Annotated in this window: 13 protein-coding genes and 2 pseudogenes; 10 read left to right on the plus strand and 5 right to left on the minus strand. The window is 66.3% G+C overall.

Going from position 1 to position 20,703, the window contains the following annotated elements; all coding sequences use genetic code 11:
- Positions 1–83 precede the first annotated feature (83 nt).
- Positions 84–1,334 carry an OprD family porin gene (locus M8R19_RS19245; protein WP_249918625.1) on the plus strand — a complete coding sequence of 417 codons (1,251 nt, stop codon included), beginning with the start codon at positions 84–86 and terminating at the stop codon, positions 1,332–1,334.
- Positions 1,335–1,582: 248 nt separating this feature from the next.
- Here the strand turns inward: M8R19_RS19245 and M8R19_RS19250 are convergent, their stop codons facing one another.
- From M8R19_RS19250 to M8R19_RS19270, 5 genes are all read right to left on the minus strand, one after another.
- On the minus strand, positions 1,583–2,155 hold the full coding sequence (locus M8R19_RS19250; protein WP_249918626.1) for a HupE/UreJ family protein: 573 nt from the start codon (positions 2,153–2,155) through the stop codon (positions 1,583–1,585).
- Between the two features lie 106 nt (positions 2,156–2,261).
- Entirely contained in the window at positions 2,262–2,876 is a 615-nt protein-coding gene (gene ureG / locus M8R19_RS19255; RefSeq protein WP_074985081.1) for an urease accessory protein UreG, read from the minus strand.
- Positions 2,877–2,887: 11 nt separating this feature from the next.
- Positions 2,888–3,562 carry an urease accessory protein UreF gene (locus M8R19_RS19260; RefSeq protein ID WP_249918627.1) on the minus strand — a complete coding sequence of 225 codons (675 nt, stop codon included), beginning with the start codon at positions 3,560–3,562 and terminating at the stop codon, positions 2,888–2,890.
- Entirely contained in the window at positions 3,559–4,059 is a 501-nt protein-coding gene (gene ureE / locus M8R19_RS19265) for an urease accessory protein UreE (RefSeq protein ID WP_058488236.1), read from the minus strand. The genes M8R19_RS19260 and ureE overlap by 4 nt, the downstream gene beginning before the upstream one ends.
- A gap of 488 nt (positions 4,060–4,547) precedes the next feature.
- Entirely contained in the window at positions 4,548–5,183 is a 636-nt protein-coding gene (locus M8R19_RS19270; RefSeq protein WP_043268660.1) for a TetR family transcriptional regulator, read from the minus strand.
- A gap of 147 nt (positions 5,184–5,330) precedes the next feature.
- Between M8R19_RS19270 and M8R19_RS19275 the strand changes: the two genes are divergently transcribed.
- The 9 genes and pseudogenes from M8R19_RS19275 to M8R19_RS19310 all read left to right on the plus strand — a co-directional run bounded on the left by M8R19_RS19275 (position 5,331) and on the right by M8R19_RS19310 (position 20,598).
- On the plus strand, positions 5,331–6,428 hold the full coding sequence (locus M8R19_RS19275) for a ferredoxin reductase (protein WP_249918628.1): 1,098 nt from the start codon (positions 5,331–5,333) through the stop codon (positions 6,426–6,428).
- An 18-nt stretch (positions 6,429–6,446) separates the two neighbouring features.
- The gene (locus M8R19_RS19280; protein WP_074985075.1) at positions 6,447–7,526 is read left to right on the plus strand and encodes a fatty acid desaturase family protein; all 1,080 of its coding nucleotides are present in this window, start codon (positions 6,447–6,449) and stop codon (positions 7,524–7,526) included.
- Positions 7,527–7,639: 113 nt separating this feature from the next.
- Entirely contained in the window at positions 7,640–9,337 is a 1,698-nt protein-coding gene (locus M8R19_RS19285) for a ShlB/FhaC/HecB family hemolysin secretion/activation protein (protein ID WP_249918629.1), read from the plus strand.
- Between the two features lie 114 nt (positions 9,338–9,451).
- Positions 9,452–18,040, plus strand: a pseudogene (locus M8R19_RS19290) (hemagglutinin repeat-containing protein); the annotation flags it as partial.
- Between the two features lie 462 nt (positions 18,041–18,502).
- Positions 18,503–18,865 (plus strand): annotated as a pseudogene (locus tag M8R19_RS33465) (EndoU domain-containing protein); the annotation flags it as partial.
- Between the two features lie 5 nt (positions 18,866–18,870).
- The gene (locus tag M8R19_RS19300) at positions 18,871–19,125 is read left to right on the plus strand and encodes a MafI family immunity protein (protein ID WP_074985066.1); all 255 of its coding nucleotides are present in this window, start codon (positions 18,871–18,873) and stop codon (positions 19,123–19,125) included.
- Positions 19,126–19,251: 126 nt separating this feature from the next.
- On the plus strand, positions 19,252–19,377 hold the full coding sequence (locus tag M8R19_RS33470; protein ID WP_159458831.1) for a hypothetical protein: 126 nt from the start codon (positions 19,252–19,254) through the stop codon (positions 19,375–19,377).
- Between the two features lie 3 nt (positions 19,378–19,380).
- Positions 19,381–19,746 carry a hypothetical protein gene (locus M8R19_RS19305; protein WP_147310745.1) on the plus strand — a complete coding sequence of 122 codons (366 nt, stop codon included), beginning with the start codon at positions 19,381–19,383 and terminating at the stop codon, positions 19,744–19,746.
- 261 nt (positions 19,747–20,007) lie between these two features.
- Entirely contained in the window at positions 20,008–20,598 is a 591-nt protein-coding gene (locus M8R19_RS19310; protein WP_237770699.1) for a hypothetical protein, read from the plus strand.
- Positions 20,599–20,703: the final 105 nt, after the last annotated feature.

The raw sequence follows: 20,703 nt of genomic DNA on the forward strand, positions 1-20,703 counted from the left end.
TCTGCCAGTAACCCCGCCCACGGCGTGTCCACGAGGACGCGCCGCGGGCCGCTGCACCCCGAAAAAAACGGAGAACAATAACAATGCAAAACCGTCACACCGCCCTATTGCCGTCCCTCGCCTGCGTGGCCCTGCCGCTGCTGTGCGCGCCCGCGCTGGCCGAGGAGGGCGGCTTCTTCGAGGATTCGCGCACCGACCTGGTGCTGCGCAACTACGCGTTCAACCGCGACTTCCGCGACCACAGCGCCGGCAAGAGCCTGATCAACGAATGGGCCCAGGGCTTCATCCTCAAGTTCAGCTCCGGCTACACCCGCGGGCCGTTGGGCTTCGGCGTGGACGCCATGGGCCTGTACGGCGTGAAGCTGAACAGCAGCCGCGACCAGAGCGGCTCCGAGCTGCTGCCGGTGCACGACGACGGCAAGGCCGCCGACGAGTACGGGCGTGTGGCGGTGGCGGCCAAGCTGCGGCTGTCGGCCAGCGAGCTGAAGGTCGGCGAGATGCTGCCGGACGTGCCGGTGCTGCGCTACGACGACGGCCGCCTGCTGCCGCAGACCTTCCGCGGCGCGGCGCTGGTGTCCCGCGAGTGGGCCGGGGTGAGCCTGTACGGCGGGCGCTACGACCAGGTCAGCCTGCGCAATTCGGCGGACATGCAGGACCTGTCGTCCTGGTCGGCGCCCACGGCCAAGTCCGACGCCTTCAACTACGCCGGCGGCGAATACCGCTTCAACGACCAGCGCACCCTGGTCGGCGCCTGGTACGCGCAACTGGAGGACATCTACACCCAGCGCTACTTCAACCTGCTGCACAAGCAGCCGGTGGGCGACTGGGTGCTGGGCGCCAACCTCGGCCTGTTCTTCGACCGCGACGACGGCCGCGCCCTGGCCGGCGACATCGACAGCCACACCGCCTACGCACTGCTCTCGGCCAACCATGGCGGGCATACCCTCTACCTCGGCCTGCAGAAGGTCGGCGGCGAGGGTGGCTGGCAGTCGGTCTACGGCAGCAGCGGCAGGACCATGGGCAACGACATGTTCAACGGCAACTTCACCAACGAGGACGAGCGCTCCTGGCAACTGCGCTACGACTACGACTTCGCCGCGATGGGCGTGCCCGGCCTGGTGAGCATGGTGCGCTACGGCAAGGGCGATAACGCCACCACCAAGGTCGGCAGCGGCGGCAAGGAATGGGAGCGTGACGTGGAGCTGGGCTACACGGTGCAGAGCGGGCCGCTGAAGAAGCTCAACGTGCGCGTCAACCATGCGAGCAACCGACGCAGCTTCAACAGCGATTTCGACCAGACGCGGGTGATCTTCAACTACCCGATTTCGCTCTGACGGATCGGTGTGTATGGCTTCTCGTAGGAGCGAGCTTGCTCGCGAACAGACTCCGCAGCGGGGCTCATTCGCGAGCAAGCTCGCTCCTACGAAGAGCACCTTGGCTCAGTCCCATGCTCATTCCCATGTAGGAGCGCGCCCTGCGCGCGAATCGCGGGCAGGGCCCGCTCCTACAGGCTGCTGGGAGGCACAGTATTCCTCCCCCGTAGGAGCGGACTCTGTCCGCGATTCTCAATCCGGATTCGCGATCAACCCGCCAGCAACCACACCCCGGCCCCCGCCGATGCCAAACCCGCCACGCGCACCAACGGCGCCGCAGCCTGCGGCAGGAAGCGCACCAGCGCATAGCCCGCGGCATGCAGGGCGGCAGTAGCGCAGACGAAGCCCGCAGCGTAGGCCCAGGGGCTGGATAGCTCCGGCAGCTCCAGGCCGTGGGCGATGCCGTGGGCCAGGGCGAAGAGCGCGGTCACAGCCATGGCCAGCGGCAGCGGCGGGCGCACCGCCAGGGCCACGCACAGGCCGAGGGCGAGCACCGAGGCGGCGATGCCGGTCTCGACGAAGGGCAACTGCACGCCGTCGAAGCCGAGCAGGCCGCCGAGCAGCATGGCTCCGACGAAGGTGCAGGGCAGCGCCAGGCGCGCCGCGCCCTGTTGCTGGGCGGCCCAGAGGCCGACGGCGAACATCGCCAGCAGGTGGTCGAGGCCGGTCAGCGGGTGCAGCACGCCGGCGGCCAGGCCGTGCTCGCCGTGGCCGGGGTGGGCGAAGGCGATGGCCGGGGTGAGGAACAGCGCCAGGGCGTAGAGGCTTTTGCGCAGGGACATGGGGCTTCCTTGATATATGGGGTTATTGGGCCCCCGCGTTCGCGGGGGAGACGCAGGTGAGCGTCGAAATCGTCATTCCCGCGAACGCGGGAACCCAAAAACAAACTCAGGCCGCGGTCAGCAGCCCCTGGCGTTCGATGAAGGCGATGATTTCGTCCAGCCCCTGGCCGGTCTTCTGGTTGCTGAACACGAAGGGCCGCTCGCCGCGCATCTTCTTCGCGTCGCGCTCCATCACTTCCAGCGAGGCGCCGACCAGCGGCGCCAGGTCGATCTTGTTGATCACCAGCAGGTCGGACTTGCAGATGCCCGGGCCGCCCTTGCGCGGGATCTTGTCGCCGGCGGAAACGTCGATCACGTACAGCGTCAGGTCCGACAGCTCCGGGCTGAAGGTGGCCGAGAGGTTGTCGCCGCCGGACTCCACCAGGATCAGCTCCAGGCCCGGGAAGCGGCGGTTGAGCTGGTCCACCGCCTCCAGGTTGATCGAGGCGTCCTCGCGGATCGCCGTGTGCGGGCAGCCGCCGGTTTCCACGCCGATGATCCGCTCCGGCGCCAGGGCCTGGTTGCGCACCAGGAACTGGGCGTCTTCCTGGGTGTAGATGTCGTTGGTCACCACGGCCAGGTTGTAGCGCTCGCGCAGGGCGTGGCACAGCGCCAGGGTCAGGGCGGTCTTGCCGGAGCCCACCGGACCGCCGATGCCGACGCGCAGGGGTTGGGAGTTCATGCGGGGTTCTCCTAGGAACGGAACAGACGGCTGTATTGCGTTTCGTGGGCCATGCTCGCCAGGGCCAGGCCGAAGGGCGCGCCACCGGGCGCGTCCTCCGCCAGCGCGGCGGCGCAGGCGCGTTCGAGTTCGGGGAGCAGGCGCGAGGTGAGCTTCTGCGCGGCCAGTTGGCCCAGGGGCAGGGCCTTCATCAGCACCGCGAGCTGGTTTTCGGCCCAGCTCCACAGCCAGGCGGCCAGGGCCTGCTCCACGTCCAGGCCCCAGGCCCGCGCGGCCAGCGCCCAGGTGGCGGCCAGCGAGGGCTCCGGCTGCGCGGCCAGCCAGGCGCGGGCCGGGTCGTCCAGCTCGGGCAGGGCTTCCAGCAGTTGCGCCAGGGAAAAGCCCATCTGCCGGCTTTCCAGGGCCAGTTCGCGGGTCTCGCGGCTGGCGCGGTGGCGTTCGGCGGCATCGCTTAGCGCGGTCCAGTCGGCGGCCCGCGCGGCGCGCAGCAGCTCGGCCAGCAGCGGGCCCTCGAAGCGCGCCAGGTTCAACTGCAGCTGGTCGGCCAGCCAGGCGAAGGCGCTGTCGGCATCGCTCACCAGGCCGTGCTCCAGGGCGGCTTCCAGGCCCTGGGAATAGCTGTAGCCGCCGATGGGCAACTGCGGGCTGGCGAGGCGCAGCAACGGCCAGAGGCCTGCGCCGGTCACTTGCGCACTCCGAACTGGTGCAGCTTCGGCGCGTAGTTGAACTCCGCCTCGCCATGGTGCGAATGGTGATGGCCGCCGCCGTAGGCGCCGTGCTCGGGCTGGAACGGCGCCTCGATGCTCTGCACCGTGGCGCCGAGCTGGTCGAGCATGGCCCTGAGCACATAGTCGTCGAGCAGGCGCAGCCAGCCTTCGCCCACCTGCAGCGCCACGTGACGGTTGCCCAGGTGGTAGGCGGCGCGGTTCAGCTCGCGCGGGCTGGCGCAGGTCACGTGCATCAGCTGCTCGGGCGCGGCGCACACGCGCACCACGCGGCCGTCGTTGGCCAGCAGGCAGTCGCCGTCCGCCAGCGGCGGCTGGCCGCGTTCGAGGAACAGGCCGACGTCCTCGCCATCGCGGCTGTAGCAGCGCAGGCGGCTCTTGCTGCGCGCCTCGTAGTTCAGGTGCAGTTCGGCGTCCCAGCGCTCGCGGGGCTCGATGCGTTGGTGGATGACCAGCATGGCGGTGTCCGGCAGTAGGCAATGGCCGAGCTACAGCAAGGGCCTTGCCAGGGGCGGGCGCGGCCAGCAATGGCGGGGGCTGGGCGGGTTGTCCGAGTGATCAGGAATGGTGCGCGTGCGCGTTGCTGGTGCGCACGTAAATGGTGCGCACCGATGTGGGGCGGAATGGGGCTTTTCGTAGGAGCGAGCTTGCTCGCGAAGGGAGTCTCCAGGCAACCTGGGTATTTCGGTTTGACTCCGTCCCCTCTCCCCAGCCCTCGGCTGCGCGCCCCGCCCTGAAGGGAGAGGGGGCTTGTCCGTGCCGAGAGAGGGTTTGGTGTCAGCCGGCTACTCGGTGCAAGCCGGCTAACGCCAAAACATCAGCGCACTCCGAACGGTCCCCTCTCCCTTCAGGGAGAGGGTTAGGGAGAGGGAGCGGAGTTGAACCAGAGCGCAGGTGCCTCCGGCTGGTTCGCGAGCAAGCTCGCTCCTACAAGGAAGCCCCAGCCTCAGCCCCGCGCCCCGATCCCCAGCCAGTGCTTTGCACCAATCATGATGAAGCGCAGCTGCTGGGTGACCTTGGCCTCCGGCGTCAGGTGCGCCGGCAGCGCCTCGGCCGGTGCGTCGATCAGCTCGGGCAGGGTGGCGAACACCGTCTTCACCACCAGGTCGGCGAGCACGTCGAGGTCCTGGGCCTGCAGGTGCGGCAGCTTGTTGAGCAGCGCAAGGTCCGCCGCCAGGTCGTCAGTGATGCGCTGGCGCAGGGTGCCGATGGCCTGGCGGATGGGCAGCGAGCCGCCATACTGCTCGCGGGCCAGGAACAGGAACTGGGTGCGGTTGGCGCTCACCGCGTCGAGGAAGATGCGCACCGAGGCCTCGATCACCCCGCCCAGCTCGAACTCGTTGCGCCGCACCGCGCGCAGGGTCTGGCGGAAGGTCTCGTCGACGTCGGCCACCAGGGCCAGGCCCAGGGCGTCCATGTCGGCGAAGTGCCGGTAGAAACCGGCCGGGACGATGCCGGCGGCGCGCGCCACCTCGCGCAGGCTCAGGCTGCCGAAGCCGCGGCCGCTGTCCATCAGGCCGCGCGCAGCGTCCATCAGGGCCTGGCGGGTCTGCTGTTTCTGTTCGGCGCGGGGAGAGGACATCGGGGCTTCCATGGCAGGGGCCCCGGCACTCTAGCAAATGGCCGGGGAAATCGGCGACTGCGTCGGCCACTTCAGTGAACGACTGTTGACTGAAAAGGAGCGGCATGCCAGTTTAGTGAACAAGTGTTTACTGTCTGGATGCCGTCCATGTCCCTGCTTCCCCTGGCCTGGCTGCGCGCCCTGCGCCCGCTGCTCGGCCCCCTGCGCGTGCTGGTGCGCCAGCGCTGGCTGCGCGAGGCCGACGTCGATGCCGTGCTGGCCGTGCTCAATCCGGCCTGGGCGCTGAACCGGGTGTTCGCCCGCGTCGAAGGCCGCCAGTGGGTGGCCGACGACATGCTCGCCCTGCGCCTGCGGCCCAATGCCAACTGGCACGGCGCGCGGCCGGGCCAGCACCTGCAGCTGTTCATCGAGCACGACGGCGTGCGCCTGGGGCGCAGCTACAGCCTGATCGCCGAAGAGGACGGCTGCCTGGAGATCGCGGTGAAGCTGCAACCCGGCGGGCGGGTCTCGCCGCTGCTGCTGGGCCGGCTGTGCGTCGGCGACGTGCTGGAACTGGGCGCGCCGGGCGGCGAGCTGCACTGGCCGCAGGACGAACGCGGCGTGCTGCTGCTGGCTGCCGGCAGCGGCTTGACACCCTTGCTCGGCCTGCTGCGCCAGGCCCTGGCCGACGGTTACCGCGGCCCGGTGACGCTGCTGCACTACGTGCGCGAACGCAGCCAGCGCGCTTTCGTCGAGCGCCTGCAGGCCCTGGCCCGCGAGTACCCCAACTTCCGCCCGCGTTGGGCCATCAGCGGCGGCGCGGCGCAGGCCGGTGAACTGCAGGGGCGCTTCCACGCTGAACACCTGCAGGGCCTGCCCAGCGAACACGTGCTGGCCTGCGGTCCGGCCGGCTTCGTCGGCGCCGTGCGCGACCACCTCGAACCCCGCGCCGCCAGCCTGCAATGGGAAGCCTTCAGCGCGCCCGCCTGGTCCACCGACGAGGCCCGGCGCGAGGTCCATCTGCACTTCGCCCGCAGCGGCAGCCAGGTGGCCGGCGACAACCAGCGCAGCCTGCTGGAACAGGCCGAGGCCGCCGGCCTGCGCCCGGCCCACGGCTGCCGCCAGGGCATCTGCGCCAGCTGCACCTGCACCCTGCTCGCTGGCAGCGTGCGCGACCTGCGCAGCGGCACGCTGCACAGCGAGCCGCAACAACCCATCCGCCTGTGCGTCAGCGCCCCGCAGGGCGACGTCAGCCTCGACCTCTAGCCTCCCCGGAACCCCAGCATGCGCGAAGACCGCGACCTCACCCCGGCCGAGCTGGCCGCCTTCGGCGCCGAACTGGACGCCCTGCGCCAACGCACCCTGGACGACCTCGGCGGCGCCGACGCCCGCTACATCCGCCGCGTGCGCAGCGCCGTGCGCGCCTGCTGCTGGGCCGGCCGCGCGCTGCTGCTGTGCGGCTGGTCCGCCCCTACCTGGCTGCTCGGCAGCCTGCTCCTGGGCCTGGGCAAGGTCCTCGAGAACATGGAGCTGGGCCACAACGTCATGCACGGCCAGTACGACTGGATGAACGACCCGGAATTCGCCGGGCGCCAGTACGAATGGGACATCGCCGGCCCCTCCGACTTCTGGCGGCACACCCACAACCACATCCACCACACCTACACCAACGTCCTGGGCAAGGACGACGACGTCGGCTACGGCGTGGTGCGCCTGTTCCCCGAGCAGAAGTGGAAGCCCTTCTACCGCTGGCAGCCGCTGTGGGTGACGATCCAGGCCGTGCTCTTCCAGTACGCCGTGGCCATCCAGCACCTGCGCCTGGACCAGTACTTCAAGGGCCGCCTGGGCAAGGACGAACTGCGCCCGCTGCTGCGCCGGTTCAACGCCAAGCTGGGCCGCCAGTGGGCCAAGGACTACCTCGCCTTCCCCCTATTGGGCCTGCTGGCCGGCGGCTTCTGGGCGGTGTTCTGCGGCAACCTCGTGGCCAACCTGCTGCGCAACCTGTGGACCTTCACGGTGATCTTCTGCGGCCACTTCACCGAGAAGGCCGCGGTGTTCCCGGCCAGCGTGCTGCAGGGCGAGAGCCGCGGCCACTGGTACCTGCGCCAGCTGCGCGGCTCCAGCAACCTGGAGGGCGGGCCGCTGCTGCACCTGCTCACCGGCAACCTCAGCCACCAGATCGAGCACCACCTGTTCCCCGACCTGCCGGCGCGCCGCTACGCCGAACTGGCCCGCGAAGTGCGGCAGATAGCCGAGCGCTATGGCCAGTACTACAACAGCGGGCGCCTGTCGCGGCAATTCGCCGCGGTGCTGCGGCGCATCTGGGTTCACCGCCTGCCGGCCAAGGGTGAATCCGCCTCATAGGAATAGTCCTAAAAGTGAAACCAGTCGCCGAATGACACTCCCTCAACATCAATTGGCCATGATTTAATCAGCCCGGTTTTGCAACTGGATGTCGTAGTCGAGGGATCGAAGGGATGAAGTCCATTCCCCATTACTGGACGCTGGGCCTGGCCCTGGCCGTCGTTCTGGATGTTTCCGCCGCGCCGCTGACCACCCCCGGTGACCGCGACCTGCAGCGTGACCGCCAGGAGCAGTTACTGCGCGAACAGCAGAAGCGCCTGGAGGAGCTGCAGCAGCTACCCGGCAAGGCAGCGCCGCAGGCCCCCGCCGAGCAGCCCGCCGACACGCGCTGCTTCGACATCCGCGAAATCACCCTGGAAGGCGCCGGGCACCTCGGCGCCGCCACCCGCGAGCGCCTGCTGGCGCCCTACCGCGGCCAGTGCCTGGGCGTGGCCCAGCTCAACGCGCTGCTCAAGGCCATCACCGACCACTACCTGGCCCGCGGCTTCGTCACCACCCGCGCCTATCTGCCGCAGCAGGACCTCTCCGGCGGCACGCTGAAAATCATCGTGGTCGAAGGCCGCCTGGAAGGCTTCGACGACTCCGCCGTGGCCAGCCCACGCGAACTGGCCATGGGCTTTCCCGGCAAGGCTGGCGAGGTGCTCAACCTGCGCGAGCTGGAACAGCTGGTGGACCAGGTCAACCGCCTGCCCTCGCGCCACGCGCAAGTGGAACTGGTGCCCGGCGAGCAGGTCGGCGGCAGCCGCGTGCAACTGGCCGGCGAGCGCGGCAAGCCCTGGCGCGTCTCGGCCTTCCGCGACAACAACGGCGACCGCAGCAGCGGCGAGCAGCAGGCCGGCCTGGGCCTGGACTGGGACAGCCCGCTGGGCCTGGCCGACCAGCTCGGCCTGCGGGTGGCCGAGGACGTGGTCAGCGACCACTGGAAGCACTCCGACAACCAGGGCCTGTTCTACAGCCTGCCCTACGGCTGGTGGACCTTCAGCTACAGCTACAACCAGAGCTACTACCGCACCCGCAATGAAGGCAGCGGCTTCGCCTTCAAGCTCGACGGCGACAGCCGCTCCCACCAGTTCGGCGCCGAGCGTGTGCTGCACCGCGACAGCCTGAGCAAGACCGCGGTCAACTTCGGCCTGGCCCACGTGCGCTCGAACAACTACATCGACGACGAGAAGCTCGACGTCTCCAGCAGCCGCATCACCGAGGGCCTGCTGGGCTTCAACCACGGCCGGCGCATCGGCAGCGCCTTCGTCAACCTCGACGCCGGCTGGCAGCAGGGCATAGGCGCGCTCGGCGCCCAGGGCGAGCACGACCCGCAGCCCTACCAGCCCCACGCCCGCTACGACAAATACACCCTCACCCTGAGCTACCTGCAGCCCTTCCAACTGTGGGGCGAGAACTTCAGCTTCGACGCCCTGGCCACCGCGCAGAAGAGCGAAGACGTGCTCTACAGCCCGCAGCGCATCAGCCTCGGTGGGCTCAACTCGGTGCGCGGCTTCAAGGACCAGAGCCTGTCCGGCGACAGCGGCTACTACTGGCGCAACCAGTTGCGCTGGCGCCGCCCGGTGACCTGGGTGGCGCTGCAGCCCTGGCTGCAGGAGTACGGCGTGGGCTACGGCTACGACTTCGGCGCCATCGAGCACGACCGCTACAACCCCGAACTGCACGGCCGCCTGAGCGGCCACGCGCTGGAGTTCAACGCCCGCGGCCAGTACCTGGCCGCGACGCTGAGCTTCGCCCGCTCCCTGGAGCGGCCCAGCGTGATCGACAAACGCGAACACCCGGTGTACTTCCGCGTCGACCTGTTCTTCTGACGGCTGCGCGAAAAGACGACGAACAAGGACAACACCCCCGCCGCGGCGAGCGGCCCCGCATCCGAACCGGGATGCCCGGCCCGGCCTGGCGAAAGCACGCAAGAGGCCGCCCATATGGACATCCGCCGCCCCCTCTACCAGGCCATCGCCAGCGCCCTGGCCGGCCTGCTGATCCTCAACCCGATAGTCGCGGCCGCCGCCCAACTGGCGGTGGATGCGGCCGCCGGCGGCAACACCAGCCTGGGCGCGGCGGGCAATGGCGTGCCCATCGTCAACATCGCCACGCCCAACGGCAGCGGCCTCTCGCACAACAAATTCAGCGACTACAACGTCGGCCAGCAGGGCCTGATCCTCAACAACGCCACCGGCAAGACCCAGGGCACCCAACTGGGCGGGATCATCATTGGCAACCCCAATCTCAAGGGCCAGGCGGCGCAGAAGATCCTCAACGAAGTCACCGGCGGCAGCCCCTCGCAACTCAAGGGCTACACCGAGGTGGCGGGGCAGGGCGCCCACGTCATCGTCGCCAACCCCCACGGCATCACCTGCAACGGCTGCGGCTTCATCAACACCCCGCGCGCCACCCTCACCACCGGCAAACCGATCCTGGCCGGCGAGCGCCTGCAGGGCTACGACGTGGATGGTGGCGAAATTGCCATCGAAGGCGCCGGGCTCAACGCCAGCAACCTCGACCAGTTCGACCTGATCACCCGCAGCGCCAGACTCAACGCCGACCTGTACGCCAAGCAGCTCACCGTGGTGGCCGGGCGCAACACGGTGGATGCGCAAACCCTGGCTGCCACCGCCAAGCCCGACGATGGCAGCGCCAAGCCGCAACTGGCCATCGACAGCTCCGCCCTGGGCGGCATGTACGCCAACACCATCCGCCTGGTGGGCACCGAACAGGGCGTGGGCGTGAAACTGGCCGGCAACATGGCGGCCAGCGCCGGCGACATCCGCATCGATGCCAACGGCAGGCTGGAATTGGCCCAGGTGGCGGCCAGCGGAGACCTGGCGCTGAAGGGCCAGGACGTGGCCCTGAACGGCCCGGCCTATGCCGGGGGCAGTGCCAGCGTGCAGGCCAGCGGTGCGTTGAGCAATGCGCAGAGCCTGGCGGCCAGGCAAGGCGTGCAACTGCGCGCCGGCAGCCTGGACAACGCTGGCCAGATCGTCGCCGGCATCGAGGGGGAGCAGCGCATCGCCGGGCAGGGCCTGGACATCGCCGCCGAACGCGTTGGCAACCGTGGCCGGCTGGATGCCACCGGCAGCCTGAAGGTGGCCGCCGACACCCTGGACAACGTGGGGCAGGCCTACGCCGAGCGCATCGATGTCGACGCCCGCCGGCAACTGGACAACCGCGGAACCCTGCAGGGGCGCGAAGTCGCGCTGCGCACCCGCCAGTTCAACAACCTCGGCGACAGCGCGCAACTGATCGGCGAGCGCAGCCTGCTGCTCGATGCCCCCGCCGTGGTCAACCTGGGCGGCCTGGTCCGCTTCGGCGACGGCCAGGCGGCCAGCCTGAACTTCACCAGCCTGGACAACCGCAACGGTCGCCTGGAGGTGAATGGCGGCAGCCTGACGCTGGCCGGCGGCACGCTGGATAACCAGCAGGGGCGTATCGTCGCTGGCAGCACGCGGATCGACGCGCAGCGCATCGACAACGCCGGCGGCCTGATCGGCACCAGCGGCGGCGACCTGGCGCTGAACAGCCAGGGCGCACTGAACAACGCCGGCGGCAAGCTGCAGGCCGCGCAGGCCCTGCGGATCAGCGCCGGGGCGGTGGACAACCGGGCGGGAACCCAGGTCGGCGACTCCATCGACCTTGCCGGCAGCAGCCTGGACAACCGCCAGGGCGGCGTTCTCAGCGCCGAGCGGGGCGACCTCGACCTGCGCCTGAGCGGCGCCTTCGATAACGCCGCTGGCCTGGCCCAGGCCAGCGGCGCCCTGCTGCTGGACGTCGGCAACCTCGCCAACGCCGCCGGCAAGCTGGTGGCGCAGACACTCGACCTGACCTCCCGCGGGGCCGTGGACAACAGCGGCGGCACCCTGGCCGCCGAGCGGCTGAGCCTGAATGCCCAGTCGCTGGCCAACCGCAATGGGCGGGTCCAGGCCGGCTCTGCCCTGACCCTGACCGCCGGCGATCTCGACAACGCCAACGGCCTGTTGCTGGGCGGCACGCTGCAGGCCGACCTCGCCAGCATCAGCGACAACGCCGGCGGCACGTTGAGCGCCGACGGCGCGCTGAAACTGACCGTGGCCCAGGCGCTGAACAACGCGCTGGGGCGCCTGCAATCGGTGCAGGGCAACCTGGACGTCACGGCAGGCAGCCTGGACAACCGCCAGGGCGCTCTAGCCGGGGCCCAGCTGTTGCTGCAGACCAGCGGGGCGCTGGATAACCGCGGCGGCCGCATCGTGGGCGATGGCATCCAGGCGAGCGCCGACGTCATCGACAACAGTGCCCAGGGGCTGCTGGTCGCCGGTGCGGATGGCCTGGCGCTAACGGCGCAACAGCGCCTGTCCAACGACCAGGGGCGCATCCAGAGCGACGCAGGCCTGCGGCTGCAAGCGCCGCAGCTGGAAAACCGTGGCGGCGTGGTGCTGGGCCAGCGCGTCGAGCTGTTGGGCGGCAACCTGGACAACAGCCAGGGCGGCGCGGTGGTGGGCAATGGCGAACAGCTGAGCCTGAGCCTGGATGGCGTGCTGAACAACGCCACCGGCCTGATCGACGCAGGCGACCAGGCCCTGCTGTTCACCCGTGCCGTCGGCCAGCTCGACAACCGTGGCGGCACCCTGCGCGGCGAGCGGCTCGACGTGCTTGCCGGCAGCGTCGACAACTCCGCGGCCGGGCGCTTGCTGGCGGGCGCCGCGGGCCTTTCGGTAACGGCCGGCGCGCTGAACAACCAGCGGGGCCTGGTCCATGCCCAGGGCGGCGCCGTGACCGCCGCGCTGGGGGCGGGCAGCCTGCAGAACCAGGCCGGCACCGTGCAGGGCGACAGCGTCGCCATCAGCGCCGCGAGCCTCGACAACAGCCAGGCCGACGGCGAGGCCGGCAGCATCGCCAGCCTGCTCGGCAAGCTCGAACTGGTGGTTGGCAACCTCATCAACCGGGGCGGCCAGCTGTTCGGCAAAAGCGAGCTGAGCGTCACCGGCAACACACTGGACAACGGCGGCGGCCAGCTCAGCGGCGGCCGCGTCGTGCTCGCCAGCAGCGGCGCGCTGAACAACCAGGCTGGCCTGATCGAATCGGCCACCAGCCTGGAACTGGACAGCGGCACGCTGGACAACAGCCAGGGCGGGCGCTTGCGCGCGCTCGGCGGCGACAGCAGCCACATCCGCAGCGCCGGCCAGCTGAACAACCAGGGCGGGAACATCGGCGTCGCCAGCCAGGCCTTCGAACTGGGCAGCGGCGCAGCCCTGCTCAACGGCCAGGGCCAGGTCCAGCATGCCGGCACCGGCCTGTTCCGCCTGGGCGCGGGCAGCCTCGTCGGCGCCGGTTCGCTCACTGGCCTGGGCGAGGGCCAATGGCAGTTCGGCAGCGTGACCAATGCCGGGCAGATGCGCGTCAACGGCACCCTCGACCTGCGCGTCGGCCAGGGCCTGGAAGTCGGCGCCGGCGAACGCATCGCCAGCGCCGGCAACCTGAGCGTGACGGCCGCCTACCTGAACAACCAGGGCGAACTGCTCAGCGACGGCGACCTGGGCCTGAGCCTCAGCGGCGACGCCTACAACGCCGGCCTGCTTTCCGCCCAGCGCAACTTCACCCTGAACGCCGGCAACTTCACCCAGCAGGGCGGTCGCCTGGCCAGCGGCCTGGACACCCGGCTCAGCCTCGCCGGCAACCTGAACAACCAGGGCTGGCTGATCGCCAACCAGGCCCTGCACGCCAGCGCCGCGCAAGTGAACAACACGGGCACCCTCGGCGCCCTCGGCGCGCTCGACATCACCAGCCAGGGCATCGCCAACGGCGCCGACAGCCTGCTGTTCAGCGGCGGCGACATGACCCTGCGCGCGGCCAGCCTGAGCAACCGCTACGGCGACCTCTACAGCCAGGGCAACCTCAGCTTCGCCGGCCAGGACGGCGGACGGGCGCAGAGCCTGAGCAACCGCTCCGGCACCATCGAGGCGCAAGGCGACATCCACCTCGATGTGGCGAGCCTGGAAAACGCCCGCGACGTCTTCGCCTTCGAACAGACCACCAGCTTCGGTGAGTTCGACGTGCAGTGCGGCCAGCACTGCGGCGGCCACGACTCCTTCAAGCGCGGCAAGATCGACGTCAACGAAACCCTCTCAGAGCGCATCACCCAGAACAGCCCGGCCGCCTGGCTGACCGCCGGGGGCAACCTGACCATCGATGCCGGCACGGTGGAAAACCGCAACAGCACCCTCGCCGCCAACGGCGACCTGACCATCAACGCCGACTCGCTGCTCAACCAGGGCAACACCTCGCGCACCGGCAACAAGGTGGTGGTCATCAACGTGGTGCCGGGCGACTACGGCAAGATCCCCACCGGCCAGTGGGACACCATGGAAAACCTGGCCCGCGCCTTCAACACCAAGATGGCCGCGGGCACCTTCGACCAGGACCTGTACGACCAGCTCTGGGCCATCTACAACGGCGACCGCTGGGCGATCGGCACCCCGGTCGTCACCTGGAGCGAAGACGGCGCCCAGTCCGCGCCGGCCACCCTGCAGGCCGGCAACCGCGTCACCCTCAACGTGGCGCACAACCTGCAGAACGGCACCGTCAGCGAATACAGCCTCGCCCAGCTCACCGGCCAACTGGCCGGCAGCCTGCTGGGCGGGCAACTGGGCACGGTCAACCTGACCCTCAACAAACAGTCCGGCGACGCCCAGGCGAGCGGGCCGCAGAGCGTGCAGAGCGTGACGCACACGGCCGCCGACGGCAGCCAGCAGGTCAGCTTCATCCCGGTGGACTACAGCGGCGTGCCCTTCGCCGCCGTGGACCCGACGGCGGCCGACACCTTCCGCCTGCCCCAGGGGCAGTACGGGATGTTCATCCGCAGCCCGGACCCACAGAGCCACTACCTCATCGAAACCAACCCGGCGCTCACCGACCTGGGGCGCTTCCTCAACTCCGACTACCTGCTGGGCAAGCTGGGCTTCGACCCGGACCAGGCCTGGAAGCGCCTGGGCGACGGCGCCTACGAAACCCGCCTGATCCGCGAGGCCATCCAGGCCCAGACCGGCCAGCGCTTCCTCGACGGCCTGACCAGCGACTACGACCAGTTCCAGTACCTGATGGACAACGCCCTGGCCGCCAAGGACGCTCTGCAGCTGAGCGTCGGCGTGGGCCTTTCCGCCGAACAGGTGGCGGCGCTGACCCACGACATCGTGTGGATGGAAACCCGCGTGATCGACGGCCAGCAGGTGCTGGTCCCGGTGGTCTACCTGGCCCAGACCGACGCGCGCAACCTGCGCGGCGGCAGCCTGATCCAGGGCCGCGACCTCAACCTCATGGCCGGCGGCGACCTGGTCAACGTCGGCACCCTGCGCGCCAGCGAAGACCTCAGCGCCAGCGCCGGCGGCAGCATCCTCCAGGGCGGCCTGATGGACGCCGGCCAGCGCGTCAGCCTGCTGGCCGGCGACAGCATCCGCAACGCCCTGGCCGGGCAGATCCGCGGCGAGCAGGTGGACCTCACCGCGCTCAAGGGCGACATCGTCAACGACCGCACCGCCGTCACCGCCGGCATCGGCGGCGACGAATACCGCAGCTTCCTCGACGCCGGCGCGAGCATCAGCGCGCGCAGCGACCTCAGCCTGGACGCCGGCCGCGACATCAGCAACCGCGGCAGCCTCGCCAGCGGCGGCGACAGCTACCTCGGCGCCGGCCGCGACATCAACCTGCAAGCCGTGACCGACGCCAGCCGCCTGCGCGACATCCAGCAGGGCGGGCACCACGTCACCACCACCACGGTCGCGCAGAACCACGGCTCCAGCCTGACGGCCGGGGGCGACCTGGTGCTGGATGCGGGGCGTGACCTGAACGTAGTGGGCAGCCAGGCGAGCGCGAAGGGCGACCTGACCGCCGCCGCCGGTCGCGACATCAACCTGAGCGCTGTCGAAGACGCCGCCAGCGTCGAAGTCCGCAGCAAGACCAGCAGCAGCCGCACCGTCGAACAGACCGGGCAGACCCGCCAGCTCGGCGCGGAACTGACAGCGGGCGGTGACTTGGTGGCAAGCGCCGGGCAGGACCTGAACCTGACCGCCAGCACCATCAGCGCCAGCAACGAGGCCTACCTATACGCCTCCCGTGACGTGAACTTGCAGGCAGCGGCGGAAACCGACAGCCATGCGCTGAGCAAGACCAAACGCAGCCATGGGCTGCTCTCCAGCTCGGAGAAAAAGACCGAGGACACTTCCCTCTACACCACCCAGAAAGGTTCGCTGGTCAGCGCCGACAAGATCGCCATCCGCGCCGGCCAGGACATCGGTGTCAGCGGTAGCGACGTGGCCTCCACCAACGGCACCAGCCTGCTGGCCGGGCGCAACGTGCTGATCGACGGCGCCACCGAAACCAGCGAAACCAGCCACGCCGAGTCGAAGAAGAAGTCCGGCGTGATGAGCAGCGGCGGGCTCGGCTTCACCCTCGGTTCGGCCAGCACCCAGGCCACCCAGACCAGCCACAGCGAGCAGACCCGCGGCAGCACCATCGGCAGCGTGCTGGGCAACGTCGACATCCAGGCCGGCAAGGACCTGACCATCCGCGGTTCGGACGTGGTCGCCGGCAAGGACATCAACCTCATCGGGCAGAACGTCGACATCCTCGCCGCGCAGAACGAGAACCGCAGCGAGCAGACCTACAAGAGCAAGAGCAGCGGCCTGACCCTGGCGCTCTCCGGCACCGTGGGCAGCGCCATGGACGCTGGTTACCAGACCGCCAAGCAGGCCAGGCACGAAGATGACAGCCGGCTCTCCGCGCTGCAGGGCATCAAGGCCGGGCTGACCGGCGTGCAGGCCTGGCAGGCGGCGCAGCAGGGCACCGAAGGGGGCGGCGTCAGCCAGTTCTTCGGCATCAGCGCCTCGCTCGGTTCGCAGAAGTCCAGCTCGAAGCAGACCCAGGAGCAGAGCGTCAGCCAGGGCAGCAGCCTGACCGCGGGGAACAACCTCAACATCCTCGCCACCGGCAGCGGCGCCGTGGGCCAGGACGGCGACATCCGCATCCAGGGCAGCCAGCTCAAGGCCGGCAACGACATGCTGCTGGCCGCCAACCGCGACATCCTGCTCGAAGCCGCCGCCAACACCCAGAAGCTCGATGGCAAGAACAAGAGCAGCGGCGGCGCGGTTGGCGTGAGCGTGGGGTATTCGGCGGACAACGGGGTAGGCCTGAGCATCTTCGCCAACGCCAACCAGGGCTCGGGCAAGGAAATCGGCACCGGCACCACCTGGACGGAAACCACCCTGGACGCCGGCAGCCAGGTCAAGTTGGTCAGCGGCCGCGACACCACGCTCAAGGGCGCCCAGGTCAACGGCGAGCAGATCATCGCCAACGTCGGCCGCGACCTGACCCTGCAGAGCCTGCAGGACAGCGACTACTACGACTCCAAGCAGAAGAACGTCTCCGCCGGGGCGAGCGTCGCCATCATCGGCACTGGCGGCAGCGCCAGCGTCAGTGCCAGCCAGAGCAAGATCGACTCCAACTACAAGAGCGTGCAGGAACAGACCGGCCTCTACGCCGGCAAGGGCGGCTTCCAGATCGACGTGGGCAACCACACGCAACTGGATGGCAGCGTCATCGCCAGCACCGCCGAAGCCGACAAGAACCGCCTGAGCACCGGCACCCTGGGCTGGAGCAGCATCGACAACAAGGCCGACTACAAGAGCCAGCAACAGAGCGTCAGCATCAGCAGTGGCAGCGATGGCAGCGGCAAATTCATCAGCAACATGCCCAGCGGCATGCTGGTCGCCTACAACCACGGCGACAGCGCCAGCGGCACCACCGGCTCGGCCATCTCCAACGGCACCCTCGAAATCCGCGACCCGGCCAACCAGCAGCAGGACGTGGCCAGCCTGAGCCGCGACGTCGAGCACGCCAACGGCAGCATCAGCCCGATCTTCGACAAGGAGAAGGAACAGAACCGGCTGAAGCAGGTGCAACTGATCGCCGAGATCGGCACCCAGGCGATGGATATCGTTCGGACGCAGGGGGAGATCAATGCCAGTAATGCGGCGAAAGAAGAGCTAGCCAGGAACGGTATTTCGAACCCAACCAAAGAGCAGATCGAAGAAAGCGCGATCTACCAGCAGAAAATGTCCCAATACGGAACTGGGAGCCAGCTTCAACGAGCGGCACAGGCTGTAACTGCTGCACTCCAGGGACTCGCTGGTGGTGATATTGGAGCTGCGTTGGCTGGAGCATCGGCACCTTATCTCGCGAACACCATCAAACAACTGACCGAGGGTGATCGCGAGGTGCAATTGATGGCCCATGCGGTGCTCGGTGCATTGGTCGCCCAGGCTCAGGGGAACTCGGCGATTGCGGGTGCAGCGGGTGCTGCTACGGGCGAAGCGATGGCCTCGGTTATCGCCAAGCAGTTGTATGGCAAGAACACCGATGATCTCAGCGAGTCAGAGAAACAGGCCGTCGTTGCACTATCTTCGCTGGCGGGTGGCTTGGCCGGCGGAGTACTTGATGGCAGTGCCGGTGGCGCGGTCGCGGGAGCGAAAGGCGGGCAGAACGCCGTCGAGAACAATGAGTTCGGCGGCCGGCTCTATGTCGATCATCTGTTCGAGGCTTACGTGCAGAGCGGAGGTTGTGGCGGCGCCACACGCCAACAGTGCCGACAACACTATGAAAATGAGCAGCTTGCAAATGGCGGGCTTGAAACCGCCGCCACTTTCGCTCTCTTGCCGGTAGCTATCGTAGGCGCGGCGGCTACTCCTGCGATACTTGCCGCTGCGAGGGCCGCCGCAGTGGCTTGCACAACCAATCCGCTGCTGTGCGTTAACGAGGCCACCATTGCGGTAGCTGAGATGGGTATCGGCGAAGCACTGCCTGCCGGGGTGGCGGGCACGGTGGGGGCAAAACTCACTCTGGAGCAGGCGACTAAGATTCGTGTTGCCCAAGAGGTGGAGAGACAGACGGGGCAGAAGCTTTCGGCTGATGCGGTAGAGACTATTCTGGCTGGTGGAAGAGCGAAAACAACTGGGCAAGGTTACGTTGACATTCTCTCTCCTGAAGCCAAGCAACATATTCTCTACGGTGATAAGCCTGGTAGCGGTGGACATATGTGGCCAGGGCAGGAGGGGAAAACTGTTTTTCCAGAAGGTTGGTCAGCAGATAAGATTGTTCACGAAATTGGAGATGTTGTGACGTCTCCAGAGACTAAATGGTATGCGCAAACTGGGACAGGTGGGATTTATACGGCTAAGGGAGATCCGGCAAAATGGGTGGCTTATGAAGTTCGTGATGGTGTGCGCATGCGAATTGTATACCAGCCAGCTACAGGGAAGGTAATTACTGCGTTCCCTGATGACGCTCCTGTACCACCTTATAAGCCAATTAAGTAGGTTTTATGTTTGCAGATCGTATTGTGAAGTTTGGGGCTAGATTTGAGGGGCGTTTGAGTGCTGATCTTCTTAAGGGTGCCTTGGATTATGTCGCGTATAACGAAGAGGGTCTAGCGTTCGAGATATTGTGTGATCATATCTGTGAGTATGATGTTTCTATAACGGATGAAGAGTATAGTGAGGCGGTTAAACTGGCTCGAGATTTGGGGCTGAATATGGATGAGGGGCCATTTAAACATTTGCTGGGGCTGAAGGAGTAGAGCAAAAGTTGGTAGAGCGAAAAGAGCGAAAAGGGGACACGAAAAGGGGACAGATTTATTTTTCCTACTCTAAAGCTGGCTGACTGGACAGGATTAGGGTGTGATAAATAAATCTGTTCCCTTTTTTTGGAAAAAGCAGATATTGTTCCATTGGATGATAGGAATCTACCCCCTGCCAACCAGAACACAGTTAACTCATGGATAAAGGGGTTCACTCCTGAACAGCAGAGCAAGATTGTTATTTTGAGGTGAGTTATGGCGATGTTCATTTCTATAGGTGAAGGAAGTGGCCCACCTGGTGCAGGGTGGTCTACTTCTGGAGGGGTGTTTGATTGTATCGTTGAGGAAACCAGGAGCCTGTTTAAAGTTGATGAACAGTGCTGTCTGAAGGCAGTTTATACTCCGCTTGATGAACAAGGGCAGAACTTTATCGTTCTGGACTATGTTGATGAAGGCTGCTTTAACTTGTTTTATTCTCATTGCAAGAAAGCAATGGGCGAGTTCCCGCTTTCGGAAAGAGCGAAGATAGTTCCGGAAAGTCACATTCCTGGGATTCTATGGAACTGGTCTGAGGTTCTAAGGCTCATGAGGGAAGACCCCCGATACCGAGAAACGGTATAAATAACGACCGAAAAGGGGACAAATTTATTTCTCCTATTCTAGGGCTGGCTGACTGGGCAGGATTAGGGTATGAGAAATAAATCTGTCCCCTTTTCGCTTTCTTTTCGCTTAAAGTGCAGCTGATCTTGAGTCTTTAGGGTTGCGAATTATTCAGGATGGTCCTTTAGATGCTCGCTTCGCGGGGCAAACTTTTTTACGTACAGATGGTGGTGTTATTACCAATTTAGATGGTATGAAAACCATAGTTTTAGAGAAAGCAATATGATGATTTCAGTGAATTTTGACTCTCTCGTTACGTTTGATTGTACGTACGGAAATTGTGTTGTTAAAGATGGGGTTGTTCGGGTCTTTGTCGAGAAGGGGTTGATGCTTAAAAGATCAAAGTTGATCAGAGAGGGCGAGCTAACTCAAATTGTTGAGTGTGAAGAGGATGAATGTTCTAAAGTGGAAAACATTTTTCCGGTTCACTATATATATGATCCCGCTAGAGATGCTGAATATGTTGAATGGGAGCTTGTAGATGGGCTTTTAAATGCTCGTAATAAGAATGGAGAATGGGTTGAATATAAAAGTAAAGAGGAAAGTTCATATGCTATGCATGAGTATGTTGGGGGGTGTTGGCTTGTATTCTTGGGTGTGAGTTTTTCGAGGCGAGTCATTTGTCAGTATTCGTCCGATCGTACATCGCCTTCCGGTACTGAGTTCGTGCAAGAGATTGGCCACAGGTCTGTGGGTAGAGGGATGGTTAAAGAGTATTTTCTTGAGGGGGTAATCGGTGTTTCGCCTGGGCCGGGATGGATGAGTCTGGAAATCTGTGCGGAGTCGTTTCATATAGAGATCTCTGATCGTTAAGGCAAGAAACGGAATGGACCGTTATTGTGGGGATGTCGAAAAAGGGACAGACGAAAAGGCAGACGAAAAGGGGACAGATTTGAATGGCACTTACTTAAGCGCTAA

Source organism: Pseudomonas sp. R3.Fl, assembly GCF_023516765.1.
Lineage (GTDB): Bacteria > Pseudomonadota > Gammaproteobacteria > Pseudomonadales > Pseudomonadaceae > Pseudomonas > Pseudomonas citronellolis.

Excerpts from the sequence above, each read along its gene's own strand:
- M8R19_RS19245 (WP_249918625.1), top strand. The coding sequence starts at position 84 with ATGCAAAACCGTCACACCGCCCTATTGCCGTCCCTCGCCTGCGTGGCC.
- M8R19_RS19250 (WP_249918626.1), bottom strand. The coding sequence starts at position 2,155 with ATGTCCCTGCGCAAAAGCCTCTACGCCCTGGCGCTGTTCCTCACCCCG.
- ureG (WP_074985081.1), bottom strand. The coding sequence starts at position 2,876 with ATGAACTCCCAACCCCTGCGCGTCGGCATCGGCGGTCCGGTGGGCTCC.
- ureE (WP_058488236.1), bottom strand. The coding sequence starts at position 4,059 with ATGCTGGTCATCCACCAACGCATCGAGCCCCGCGAGCGCTGGGACGCC.
- M8R19_RS19270 (WP_043268660.1), bottom strand. The coding sequence starts at position 5,183 with ATGTCCTCTCCCCGCGCCGAACAGAAACAGCAGACCCGCCAGGCCCTG.
- M8R19_RS19275 (WP_249918628.1), top strand. The coding sequence starts at position 5,331 with ATGTCCCTGCTTCCCCTGGCCTGGCTGCGCGCCCTGCGCCCGCTGCTC.
- M8R19_RS19280 (WP_074985075.1), top strand. The coding sequence starts at position 6,447 with ATGCGCGAAGACCGCGACCTCACCCCGGCCGAGCTGGCCGCCTTCGGC.
- M8R19_RS19285 (WP_249918629.1), top strand. The coding sequence starts at position 7,640 with ATGAAGTCCATTCCCCATTACTGGACGCTGGGCCTGGCCCTGGCCGTC.
- M8R19_RS19300 (WP_074985066.1), top strand. The coding sequence starts at position 18,871 with ATGTTTGCAGATCGTATTGTGAAGTTTGGGGCTAGATTTGAGGGGCGT.
- M8R19_RS19305 (WP_147310745.1), top strand. The coding sequence starts at position 19,381 with ATGGCGATGTTCATTTCTATAGGTGAAGGAAGTGGCCCACCTGGTGCA.
- M8R19_RS19310 (WP_237770699.1), top strand. The coding sequence starts at position 20,008 with ATGATGATTTCAGTGAATTTTGACTCTCTCGTTACGTTTGATTGTACG.